Below are 11956 nucleotides of genomic sequence, written 5' to 3' on the forward strand. Positions count from 1 at the left end.
ACCGCGACCACCCCCTGTGCTACCTGGACGGACGCGACCCGACGACGCAGGGTCGCCGGGTCACGCCGTCAGGGTCAGCGGTAGTCGCCGAAGTCCAGGTCCTCGAGCGGGATCGCCTCGCCGGAGCCCATGCCGAGCCCCTGGAAGTCGATCTCGTCGTAGCCGAAGCTCGGGTAGAGCTCCGTCTTGGCCTGCTCGGTGGGCTCGACCTCGACGTTGCGGTAGCGGGGCAGACCCGTACCGGCCGGGATGAGCTTACCGAGGATGACGTTCTCCTTGAGGCCGAGGAGCGGGTCACGACGACCGCTCATCGCAGCCTCGGTCAGGACGCGCGTCGTCTCCTGGAAGGAGGCCGCCGACAGCCACGAGTCCGTCGCGAGCGACGCCTTCGTGATGCCCATCAGCTCGGGACGGCCGGAGGCCGGCTGGCCACCCTCCGACACCGCGCGACGGTTCGCGTCCTCGAAACGCCCACGCTCCGCGAGCTCGCCCGGGAGGAGCTGCGAGTCGCCCGAGTCCAGCACGGTCACGCGACGCAGCATCTGCCGCACGATGACCTCGATGTGCTTGTCGTGGATGTCCACGCCCTGGGAGCGGTAGACCTCCTGGACCTCGTCCACCAGGTGCTTCTGGGTGGCGCGAGGGCCGAGGATGCGCAGGACCTTCTTCGGGTCGACGGCACCCTGGACGAGCTGGGTACCGACCTCGACGTGGTCGCCGTCGCTGACGAGGAGGCGCGAACGCTTCGTCACCGGGTAGGCCAGCTCCTCGGAGCCGTCGTCGGGGGTCAGGACGATGCGGCGCGTACGCTCCGCCTCGTCGATCGTGATGCGACCCGAGAACTCCGCGATGGGGCCCTCACCCTTGGGGGTGCGTGCCTCGAAGAGCTCGGTCACACGGGGCAGACCCTGCGTGATGTCGTCCGCGGAGGCCACACCACCGGTGTGGAAGGTACGCATCGTCAGCTGCGTGCCGGGCTCACCGATCGACTGGGCCGCGATGATGCCCACGGCCTCGCCGATGTCGACGAGCTTGCCCGTGGCCAGCGAACGGCCGTAGCACTTGGCGCACGTGCCGACACGGGACTCGCAGGTCAGGACCGAGCGGACCTTGACCGTGTCGATCCCGGCAGCGAGCAGAGCGTCGATGACCAGGTCACCGGCGTCCTCCCCCGCCTTCGCGATGACGTTGCCGTCCGCGTCCTCCACGTCGGAGGCCAGCGTGCGCGAGTAGATGCTCGTCTCGACCTTGTCGTGACGGACCAGACGGTCGCCGATCTTCTCGCCCACGGGCAGCGTCAGGCCGCGCTCGGTGCCGCAGTCCTCCTCGCGGACGATGACGTCCTGCGACACGTCGACCAGACGACGGGTCAGGTAACCCGAGTCGGCCGTACGCAGAGCGGTGTCGGCGAGGCCCTTGCGGGCACCGTGCGTCGCGATGAAGTACTCGAGGACCGAGAGGCCCTCGCGGTAGTTGGACTTGATCGGGCGAGGGATGATCTCACCCTTCGGGTTCGCCACGAGACCGCGCATACCGGCGATCTGACGGACCTGCATCCAGTTACCACGAGCACCCGAGCCGACCATCGTGTAGACGGTGTTGCGCTCCGGGAAGCTCGCCCGCATCGCGGTCGCGACCTTGTCGGTGGCCTGCGTCCAGATCTCGATGAGCTCCTGGCGGCGCTCGTCGTCGGTGATCAGACCGCGGTCGTACTCCTGCTGCACCTTCAGGGCACGAGCCTCGTGCTCCTCCAGGATGGTCGCCTTCTCCGCAGGGGTCGCGACGTCCGAGATGGCGATGGTGACGCCCGAACGGGTGGCCCAGCGGAAACCGGCCTCCTTGAGCGCGTCGAGCGAGGCAGCGACCTCGACCTTGGGGTAGGTCTCGGCGAGCTCGTTGACGATCGTCGACAGCTTCTTCTTGTCGACGACACCGTTCACGTAGCCGTAGCTGACGGGCAGCGTCTCGTTGAACAGCGCGCGGCCGAGCGTCGTGGCGAAGACGAACGGCTCGCCCGGGACGAAGCCCTCAGGGGCCTCGCCCTCGGCGAAGACCAGCCCGTCCATGCGGATGCTGACCTCGGCGTTCAGGTCCAGCGAACCGGCGTCGAAGGCCATGATGGCCTCGGCGACCGAGCTGAACGCACGCCCCGCACCCTTGGCATCCTTCTTGTCGTTCGTCAGGTGGTACAGACCGATGATCATGTCCTGCGAGGGCATGGTCACCGGACGGCCGTCCGACGGCTTCAGGATGTTGTTGCTCGAGAGCATGAGGATGCGCGCCTCGGCCTGGGCCTCGGCGGACAGGGGCAGGTGCACGGCCATCTGGTCACCGTCGAAGTCCGCGTTGAACGCAGCACACACGAGCGGGTGCAGGTGGATCGCCTTGCCCTCGACCAGCTGGGGCTCGAAGGCCTGGATGCCCAGGCGGTGCAGCGTGGGTGCACGGTTGAGCAGCACGGGGTGCTCGGTGATGACCTCTTCGAGGACGTCCCACACGACCGGGCGGGCACGCTCGACCATGCGCTTGGCGCTCTTGATGTTCTGCGCGTGGTTCAGGTCCACGAGGCGCTTCATCACGAACGGCTTGAAGAGCTCGAGGGCCATCTGCTTGGGCAGACCGCACTGGTGCAGCTTGAGCTGCGGGCCGACCACGATGACCGAACGGCCCGAGTAGTCGACACGCTTGCCGAGCAGGTTCTGACGGAAACGACCCTGCTTGCCCTTGAGCATGTCGGAGATCGACTTCAGCGGACGGTTGCCGGGGCCCGTGACCGGGCGACCACGACGGCCGTTGTCGAAGAGCGAGTCCACAGCTTCCTGCAGCATGCGCTTCTCGTTGTTGACGATGATCTCCGGCGCGCCCAGGTCCAGAAGACGCTTGAGGCGGTTGTTCCGGTTGATCACGCGGCGGTACAGGTCGTTCAGGTCCGAGGTCGCGAAGCGGCCACCGTCGAGCTGCACCATGGGGCGCAGGTCCGGCGGGATGACCGGGACGGCGTCCAGCACCATGCCCGTGGGCGAGTTGGTGGTGGTCAGGAACGCGTTGACGACCTTGAGGCGCTTGAGCGCACGGGTCTTCTTCTGGCCCTTGCCGCTGCGGATGATCTCGCGCAGCAGCTCGGCCTCGGCGACCAGGTCGAAGTCCTGGAGGCGCTTCTGGATCGCCGCGGCGCCCATCGAGCCCTCGAAGTAGTTGCCGTAGCGGTCCTGGAGGGCGCGGTACAGCATCTCGTCGCCCTCGAGGTCGGCGACCTTGAGGTTCTTGAAGCGGTCCCAGACCTGGTCCAGGCGGTCGAGCTCGGCGTCGGCCCGCTTGCGGATCGACGCCATCTCGCGCTCGGCCGAGTCCCGGACCTTGCGGCGGGCGTCGGCACGAGCACCCTCGGCCTCGAGCGCGGCCAGGTCGGCCTCGAGCTTCTGGGCACGGGTGTTGATGTCGTTGTCGCGACGGTCCGTGATCTCCTTCTTCTCCAGGTCGATCTCGTTCTGGAGGTTGGGGAGGTCTTCCTGACGGCCCTCGACGTCGACCGACGTGATCATGTAGGCGGCGAAGTAGATGACCTTCTCGAGGTCCTTCGGCGCCAGGTCGAGGAGGTAACCGAGGCGGGAGGGCACACCCTTGAAGAACCAGATGTGCGTGACAGGGGCGGCGAGCTCGATGTGGCCCATGCGCTCACGGCGCACCTTCGAGCGCGTCACCTCGACGCCGCAGCGCTCACAGATGATGCCCTTGAAGCGCACGCGCTTGTACTTGCCGCAGTAGCACTCCCAGTCCCGGGTGGGGCCGAAGATCTTCTCGCAGAAGAGTCCGTCCTTCTCGGGCTTGAGGGTGCGGTAGTTGATGGTCTCAGGCTTCTTGACCTCGCCGTGAGACCAGTCACGGATGTCGTCTGCCGTGGCCAGTCCGATACGCAGCTCGTCGAAGACATTGACGTCGAGCAAGGTGGTCCTACTTCCTTCGTCTGCCGGCCTGTCCGGGGTTCGTCCCGGCCGGCGCGGTGGAGGTGCTACAGAGTGTCGGGTGGCGGTGGGGACGATCCGTCAGGGACGTCCCCACCGCTTCCGAGATCAGATCTCGTCGATCGTGGATGCTGCGTTGGGGCGACGCGACAGGTCGATGCCGAGCTCCTCGGCAGCGCGGTACACGTCGTCGTCGGACTCACGCATCTCGATGGAGACACCGTCGCTCGAGAGCACCTCGACGTTCAGGCACAGCGACTGCATCTCCTTCAGGAGGACCTTGAAGGACTCCGGGATGCCCGAGTCGGGGATGTTCTCGCCCTTGACGATCGCCTCGTAGACCTTGACACGGCCCGGGACGTCGTCGGACTTGATCGTCAGCAGCTCCTGGAGGGTGTACGCCGCGCCGTAAGCCTCGAGCGCCCACACCTCCATCTCGCCGAAACGCTGTCCACCGAACTGCGCCTTACCACCCAGCGGCTGCTGCGTGATCATCGAGTACGGACCGGTCGAGCGGGCGTGGATCTTGTCGTCCACCAGGTGGTGGAGCTTCAGGATGTACATGTAGCCCACGGAGACCGGCTCCGGGAACGGCTCGCCGGAGCGGCCGTCGAACAGACGTGCCTTGCCGTCGCGGCCGACCATGCGGTTGCCGTCACGGTTGGGGAGCGTCGTGGAGAGCAGACCCGTGAGGGCCTCCTCCTCGAGTCCGTCGAAGACCGGGGTCGCCACGGGGCGGCCGGGCTCGGAAGACGCAGCGACCGCGGGGACGTGCTCCTTCCAGGACAGGTCGCCCTCGCCGGCTGCGCCGTCGGTCTGCGAGATGTCCCAGCCCTGCTTCGCGACCCACCCGAGGTGGGTCTCCAGGACCTGGCCGACGTTCATACGACCGGGGACACCGAGCGGGTTGAGGATGACGTCCACGGGGGTGCCGTCCTCGAGGAAGGGCATGTCCTCGACCGGGAGGATCTTCGAGATGACGCCCTTGTTGCCGTGACGGCCGGCGAGCTTGTCGCCGTCCGTGATCTTGCGTCGCTGCGCGATGTACACGCGGACCAGCTGGTTCACGCCGGCGGGCAGCTCGTCGCCGTCCTCGCGGTTGAACTCGCGGACGCCGATCACCGTGCCGGACTCGCCGTGGGGGACCTTGAGCGACGTGTCGCGGACCTCGCGCGCCTTCTCGCCGAAGATGGCGCGCAGGAGGCGCTCCTCCGGGGTCAGCTCGGTCTCACCCTTGGGCGTGACCTTGCCGACGAGCACGTCGCCCGCGCCGACCTCTGCACCGATGCGGATGACTCCGCGCTCGTCGAGGTCCGCCAGGACGTCCTCGGAGACGTTCGGGATGTCCCGCGTGATCTCCTCGGGGCCGAGCTTCGTGTCGCGGGCGTCGACCTCGTGCTCCTCGATGTGGATCGAGGACAGGACGTCGTCCTGCACGAGGCGCTGCGACAGGATGATCGCGTCCTCGTAGTTGTGGCCCTCCCAGGACATGAACGCGACGAGCAGGTTGCGGCCGAGCGAGAGCTCGCCCTCGTCGGTCGCGGGGCCGTCGGCCAGCACGGAGCCGACCTCGACGCGTGCGCCCTCGTCGACGACGACGCGCTGGTTGTACGACGTGCCCTGGTTCGAGCGGCGGAACTTCGCCGCGCGGTAGCTCGTCGTGGTCCCGTCGTCGTTCGCGACGACGATCAGGTCCGCGGAGACCTCCGTGACGACACCAGGCTTGGTGGCCACGATGACGTCACCGGCGTCGATGGCTGCACGACGCTCCATGCCGGTGCCCACGAGCGGGGCCTCGGACCGGACCAGGGGCACGGCCTGACGCTGCATGTTGGCACCCATGAGTGCGCGGTTCGCGTCGTCGTGCTCGAGGAACGGGATGAGGGCGGTCGCGACCGACACCATCTGGCGCGGCGAGACGTCCATGTAGTCGACCTCGGTGCCGAGGACGTCGGCCGTCTCGCCACCCTTGGTGCGGACCAGGACGCGCTCGGCACGGAACGAGCCGTCGGGGTTGAGCTCGGTGTTCGCCTGGGCGATGACGTAACGGTCCTCGTCGTCGGCCGTCAGGTAGACGACCTCGTCCGAGACCTTGCCGTTCTCGACCTTGCGGTACGGCGTCTCGATGAACCCGAACGGGTTGATGCGCCCGTAGGAGGCCAGCGAGCCGATCAGACCGATGTTCGGGCCCTCAGGGGTCTCGATGGGGCACATGCGGCCGTAGTGCGACGGGTGGACGTCGCGGACCTCCATGCCGGCGCGGTCACGGGACAGACCACCCGGGCCCAGCGCGGACAGACGACGCTTGTGCGTCAGGCCGGCGAGCGGGTTGTTCTGGTCCATGAACTGCGAGAGCTGCGAGGTGCCGAAGAACTCCTTGATCGACGCCACCACGGGGCGGATGTTGATCAGGGTCTGCGGCGTGATCGCCTCGACGTCCTGGGTCGTCATGCGCTCGCGCACGACGCGCTCCATGCGGGACAGGCCCGTGCGGACCTGGTTCTGGATGAGCTCGCCCACGGCGCGGATGCGACGGTTGCCGAAGTGGTCGATGTCGTCGGTCTCGACGCGGATCTCGACGGGCTCGCCGTTGCGGGTGCCCGGCAGCGTGGTGACCTCGGCGTGGAGCGCGGCGAGGTACTTGATCGTCGCGACGATGTCCGTGACGGACAGCGTGGAGTCACCGAGGGGGGCGTCGACGCCGAGCTTCTTGTTCGCCTTGTAGCGGCCGACCTTCGCGAAGTCGTAGCGCTTGGGGTTGAAGTAGAAGTTCTCGAGGAGCGAGCGGCCGGCCTCGACCGTGGGCGGCTCGCCCGGACGGATCTTGCGGTAGAGGTCGACGAGCGCCTCTTCCTCGGTGTGGACGTGGTCCTTCTCGAGGGTGTCCAGCACGGACGGGAAGTCGGCGAACTCCTCGCGGATCTGCGACTCGGTCAGGCCCAGGGCCTTGAGCAGCACCGTGACGGACTGCTTGCGCTTGCGGTCGACACGGACGCCCACGGCGTCGCGCTTGTCGATCTCGAACTCCAGCCACGCACCGCGCGACGGGATGATCTTCGCGGAGTAGATGTCCTTGTCGCTGGTCTTGTCGGCCTGGCGCTCGAAGTACACACCGGGCGAACGGACGAGCTGCGAGACGACGACGCGCTCGGTGCCGTTGATGATGAAGGTGCCGCGTGCGGTCATGAGCGGGAAGTCGCCCATGAAGACCGTCTGGCTCTTGATCTCACCGGTGTTGTAGTTCACGAACTCCGCGGTGACGAAGAGCGGCGCGGCGAAGGTGAAGTCCTTCTCCTTGCACTCCTCGGCCGAGTACTTCGGGGGCTCGAAGCGGTGGTTGGAGAAGGAGAGAGACATGGAGGAGCCGAAGTCCTCGATCGGGGAGATCTCCTCGAAGATCTCCTCGAGACCCGACGTCGCGGGGACGTCCTGGCGACCGGCAGCGGCCGCGGCGTCGACGCGTGCGCGCCACGCCGGGTTGCCCAGCAGCCAGTCGAAGCTCTCGGTCTGGAGCCCGAGCAGGTCGGGCACCTCGAGAGGCTCGTAGATCTTGGCGAAAGATACGCGCCGGGAAGCGGTGCGGTTCGCGATAGCGTCGGCGGACGGAGCAGAAGGGGTGCGCGAGGCAGCCAAGAGGGGTCCTTCCCTGCAGATCGATTGCACGCTGTACGCTGCGTGGCTGGAGGACCTCTTCCCCCTGAGGCTGCCGTGGTGCACGATGGACGCACACCGGAGACGGTTCGGGCAGTCAGAGGGTGCCGAGGGCACACGCGAGCGCAAAGCGCTAGCATACCCGGCCCAGTCAAGCGTGTCCAGCCGCGCGAAATCGCGGCCTGTCAAGGCCGTCGTCACGCCGCTGCACTCCCCCACCAGGCCGGTGAGGACATCTTCTCGGTGGCCGCCATATGCCGCCCAAGAACACGAAGAAACTCCCTGCCCGACGGCGCCGGTCGCCTTCACGCGGAAGGCGGGCTCCGGCGTCGGGCCGGGAGACGAAGAGGCGACGAGAGGCCCGCACCCCCGGAGGGATGCGGGCCTCGTCGCCTGTGCTACCTGTCAGGTCGCGCGAGGCGACCTGTCATGCGATACCGCCCCGAAGGGCAGTGATCACTTGACGGTGACGGTTGCGCCGGCGCCCTCGAGGGCAGCCTTGGCCTTGTCAGCAGCGTCCTTGGCGACGTTCTCCAGGACGGGCTTGGGGGCGCCGTCAACGAGGTCCTTGGCCTCCTTCAGGCCGAGGCTCGTGAGGGCACGCACCTCCTTGATGACCTGGATCTTCTTGTCGCCGGCAGCCTCGAGGATGACGTCGAACTCCGTCTTCTCCTCGACCTCCTCGGCGGCAGCGGCCGCGGGGCCTGCAACGGCGACGGCGGCCGGAGCGGCCGCGGTGACCTCGAAAGCGTCCTCGAACGCCTTCACGAACTCGGAGAGCTCGATGAGGGAGAGGCCCTTGAACTGCTCGATGAGCTCTTCGGTGCTGAGCTTCGCCATGATGGCGGTCCTTTCGGTTGGTGCTCGGCAGCGGCCCTGTCAACGATCCACAGAGCCCTGCTGGAAGCAGAGGGGGTGTGTGCGTGCTGCGCGATCCTCAGAAGAGGATCAGGCGGCAGCGCTCTCCGATTCCTGCTTGAGGCGCAGGGCATCGATGGTGCGAACGGCCTGCGAAGCGGGCGCGTTGAACAGGTATGCCGCCTGGAAGAGCGGCTGCTTGAACGCGCCGGCCAGCTTGGCCAGCAGGACCTCGCGGGACTCGAGGTCCGCGAGCTTGGTGATCTCCGCAGCGGTCAGGGAGCGCCCGTCGAGGACACCGCCCTTGATGACCAGTGCGGGGTTCGCCTTGGCGAAGTCACGCAGGCCCTTGGCCGCCTCGACCGGGTCACCGGTCACGAAGGCGATGGCCGAGGGGCCCTTGAAGTCGGCGTCGATCTCGATGCCGGCTTCCTTGGCCGCGATGGCGGTCAGCGTGTTCTTCACCACGGCGTAGGTTGCGTTGCCGCTGAGCGACCGACGCAGCTGCTTGAGCTGCGCGACGGTGAGCCCGCGGTACTCGGTCAGCACGGCCGCGTTCGACTCGCGGAAGTTCTCCGTGAGCTCTGCGACTGCGGCTGCCTTGTCCGGCCTCGCCATGGCAATCCTTCCGGTGGTGGTGCCACCGGTCTCCGCAGGGCGGGGGCCCTGGGGGGTGAGGTCCTGCGGAGACGAGAAGAGCCCCGCGCAGGCGCGGGGCTCGAAGTGCAGGCTCTCGCCCGCTCCGTGAACTCTCACCTGCGCTGGCCTCCGCACTTCTGCGGGACTTCGGTCCGGACTGCAGCTGACGAGTCAGCGGGCAGGACGGTACGACCGGCGGTCTTGGGTACTGGAACAGGTTACGCGACGCGGGCGCGTGGACCAAATCCGGCCCTGGGCCCCCTCGCCCCGACCGGCTCAGGCGACGAGCGGACCGAAGCACACCAGCGGCACGGGCTCGTCCTCGGTGCTGACCGCCCGGGCCAGCGCCACGCCCGGGGGCGCTCCCCGGTGCAGCTCCGCGTGCAGCGCGGGCATGATCCGCGCGGCGACGTCGTCCCGCAGCGGCGCGACGCTCGCGATGACCGCCCGGGCCCCGAGCCTGACCAGGACGCTCGCCAGGCCCAGCGCCTCACCGCCGACGCGGACCGAGGACAGGCCGACCTCGCACGCCGACAGCACGACCACGGCGCCCCGCAGGTCGATCCCGTCGAGCTCGTGGGCGAAGAGGGGGCCGTCCGCGAGCCGCAACGACGAGAAGAGCGGGTTGTCCGTCTCGTGCGTCCCGTGCGCCGCCAGGTGGATGACGCCCGCGCCGTCGAGCCCGTCCACGACGTTCCTGCACGTCGCCCGCTCCCCCACGAGGACGGTGGCACCGCCCCACACCGACGCGACGCGCTCCACCTCGTCGACCGCCGCCCGCAGCCCCGGCCCCGCGACCACGACGACGCCGCTCGGACGCGTCGTCTCCGCGGACCGCTGGAGGTCGACCCAGGAGTTGACCCAGGTGCGCAGTCCCCGGCGCGACGGGAGCGCCGTCCACGGGACGGCGAGCAGCAGGTCCCGGGCCGCGACGTGCAGGTCCCCCGACGCCTGCAGCGGGGCCAGGAGCGCGTCGTCGAGCCGCGTCAGCACCTTGCGCAACGACGACGTCGCGGCCGCACGCATCGGCACCGGGATCAGGGCGTTCGACAGGACCGAGAAGTCCGCCCTCGCTCGCCGGACGAGCTCCGCCACGTCCTCGAGGGGCGCCAGGCGGAGGAGCTCCGAACCGTCACGGGAGAGCTTCACGGCGGACACGTGCCCCTCGAAGATCACGATGTTGGCGACCGTCGCCCCCGGGAGCGCCCCCGCGAGGGCGCGCCGCACGGACCGCTCGCTCGCCGAGCGAGCCCTTCGCTCGTCACCGCCGCTCTGCTGCCACGTCCGCCTGCGGGCCTCCTCCTGGAACCGGCGCGCCGCCCCCAGGTGGCGCTGACGCTGCTCGAGCACCTGGGACTCGGCGGTCGTCCCCAGCGCGCGCGCGGACTCGACCTCCTGGCGCGCCGCGACGAGCAGGTCGGCGAGCACGGGGTCTGCCGCAGGCCGCACGCGACCGGTACCCGCGAACGCGGCACGTCCCCGCTCGACCGCGTCGAAGACTGCGCTCGCCCGTCCGGTGCGGAAGGCCGCGTCGACGTCGACGATGCCGAGCCGCACCCCGTGGACGGCCGACGCCGTGACGACGTCGACCGAACCGAGGCGCGAGCGGTGCGAGGTCAGGACGTCCTGCCCGCGACGGATCGCCGCAAGGCCACGCCGACGGTCGCCGTCGCCGAACGCGACCAGCGCACGCACCGCCTCGCGCTGGATCCGTACCGACAGGCTCCACGACCGCGGGGACGCCGGAAGGGCTTCCAGGGCCTCCCGGGCGAGGTCCACGTCGCCCGCGCGCACGGACGCCTCGGCCTGCAGCACCCGGGCAGGGACCGCGACGAGGACGGGCGGGACCCCGTGCGCCTGACGCGCGATCTCGCCCGCGCTCGTGGCCACGCTGCGGAACTCATCGGGCTGCGCGTCTCCCGTCAGCCCCGCGAGCAGCGCCTCCTGGCGCACGAGCTCGCTGCGCAACGCCCAGACGGCGTTGGACTGCTCGACGAACGCCTGCTTGGCCTCGTGGGCAAGCTCCGCCGCACGCTCGGTCTGCCGCAGCTGGAGCAGGCACCGGGCGCTGTCGAACCGCACCCTGGCGAGGTCCGCCAGAGCGCCCCGCTGCACCAGGATCGACGTCGCCTGCTCGAGCGCCGCGGCCGCCTCCGTCACCAGCCCGGCCTCCTGCAGGACCACGGAACGGTCGAGCAGGCCGACGGCGTCGTCGTCGCTGGGGTCCAGGGCGCCGGCCTCGTCCATGAGGCGCAGGGCCAGAGGCAGGTCGCCGTGCAGGTACTCGGCGTACCCGAGGTTGTGACGCCCCTTGGCCTCGATCGAGATGTCCCCGACCGCTCGGGCGTGCTCGACCGACGCACCGAGGTCTCGCCGCGCCTCGTCGACCGATCCCGTCTCGAGGTGCAGGGCTCCCCTGTTCAGCAGGAGCACCGCGGAGTCCCGGGAGACGACGGCCGACAGGTCGGGAGCGGCCCGGTCCAGCTCGGCGAGCGCGGCGGCCACGTCACCCGAGCGGAGCAGCAGGAGACCCCGCTGGCCCTGGACGGCGAGCAGCTCGACGTCGAGACCCGCGCTCCTGCACCAGGTCTCCGCACCGTCGAGCCGGTCCAGGGCGGCTCGAAGATCCCCCGTCGCCTCGTACCCGCACCGGGCGGCCCCCAGGGTCGCGCGCGCCCACAGCGGACCGAGCTCGCTCTCCTCCTCGCGCAGGGCGAGCGGCTCGCCGAGCATGGAGATCGTGGCCTCGTAGGTGTCGAGCGCCTCCGCGAAACGGCCTGCGTCGTCCAGGTTCCGGGCGCGGACGTAGACGGAGGCCGCTCGATCACCCAGGTCGCTCACAGGGA

The 11956-nt window shown here is 69.2% G+C and carries 5 protein-coding genes; all 5 read right to left on the reverse strand.

Features of this window, described 5'->3' with window-relative positions; translation table 11 throughout:
- Window positions 1-74: 74 nt before the first annotated feature.
- On the reverse strand, window positions 75-3944 hold the full coding sequence (locus NHG27_RS15030) for a DNA-directed RNA polymerase subunit beta' (RefSeq protein WP_193718675.1): 3870 nt from the start codon (window positions 3942-3944) through the stop codon (window positions 75-77).
- A gap of 126 nt (window positions 3945-4070) precedes the next feature.
- Complete coding sequence (gene rpoB, locus NHG27_RS15035) at window positions 4071-7595, reverse strand: DNA-directed RNA polymerase subunit beta (RefSeq protein ID WP_193718674.1); 3525 nt, start codon at window positions 7593-7595, stop codon at window positions 4071-4073.
- A 474-nt stretch (window positions 7596-8069) separates the two neighbouring features.
- Window positions 8070-8453, reverse strand: coding sequence for a 50S ribosomal protein L7/L12 (gene rplL, locus NHG27_RS15040; protein WP_030151946.1), 384 nt, complete (start codon window positions 8451-8453; stop codon window positions 8070-8072).
- A 108-nt stretch (window positions 8454-8561) separates the two neighbouring features.
- Window positions 8562-9089: a 50S ribosomal protein L10 gene (gene rplJ / locus NHG27_RS15045; protein WP_193718673.1), complete on the reverse strand. Its 528-nt coding sequence runs from the start codon at window positions 9087-9089 to the stop codon at window positions 8562-8564.
- A 297-nt stretch (window positions 9090-9386) separates the two neighbouring features.
- The gene (locus NHG27_RS15050) at window positions 9387-11951 is read right to left on the reverse strand and encodes a CHAT domain-containing protein (protein ID WP_497016836.1); all 2565 of its coding nucleotides are present in this window, start codon (window positions 11949-11951) and stop codon (window positions 9387-9389) included.
- Window positions 11952-11956: the final 5 nt, after the last annotated feature.

Source organism: Oerskovia sp. 140933 (genome assembly GCF_059651515.1).

Excerpts from the sequence above, each read along its gene's own strand:
- rplL (WP_030151946.1), bottom strand. The coding sequence starts at position 8,453 with ATGGCGAAGCTCAGCACCGAAGAGCTCATCGAGCAGTTCAAGGGCCTC.
- rplJ (WP_193718673.1), bottom strand. The coding sequence starts at position 9,089 with ATGGCGAGGCCGGACAAGGCAGCCGCAGTCGCAGAGCTCACGGAGAAC.